The following is a 380-nucleotide window of genomic DNA, read 5'->3' as shown; positions in this document are numbered from 1 at the left end:
CTGCCCGCGGACGGCACCGTCACCCGCAGCGGCGAGATTGGCTACCTGCCGCAGGACCCCAAGGTGGACGACATGAGCCAGCTGGCCCGTGACCGCATCCTCTCGGCTCGCGGCCTGGACGGCGTGGCCCGCAAGATGCGTCAGGCCCAGGAAGACATGGCCAGCGAGGACGAGGCGGTGCGCGCCAAGGGCCTGCGCCGCTACGACCGTCTCGAGGCAGAGTTTATTGCCGGCGGTGGGTACGCCGCCGAGTCCGAGGCCGCGGTCATCACCTCCAACCTGGACCTGCCCGAGCGCGTGCTCTCCCAGCCGCTATCGACCCTTTCGGGCGGTCAGCGTCGCCGCGTGGAGCTGGCGCGCATCCTCTTCTCGAACGCGGA

Annotated in this window: 1 protein-coding gene; it reads left to right on the top strand. The window is 70.5% G+C overall.

Features of this window, described 5'->3' with window-relative positions; genetic code table 11:
- Positions 1 to 380, top strand: a 380-nt coding sequence (locus AC3E6W_RS08725; RefSeq protein ID WP_490652880.1) for an ATP-binding cassette domain-containing protein, incomplete at both ends; no start/stop codon positions are given.

The sequence above is a fragment of the Rothia sp. SCPM-O-B-18226 (M350) genome (assembly GCF_058213595.1).
Note: the sequence above shows the minus strand (reverse complement) of the source record. Positions and strands in the feature narration are given on the sequence as shown.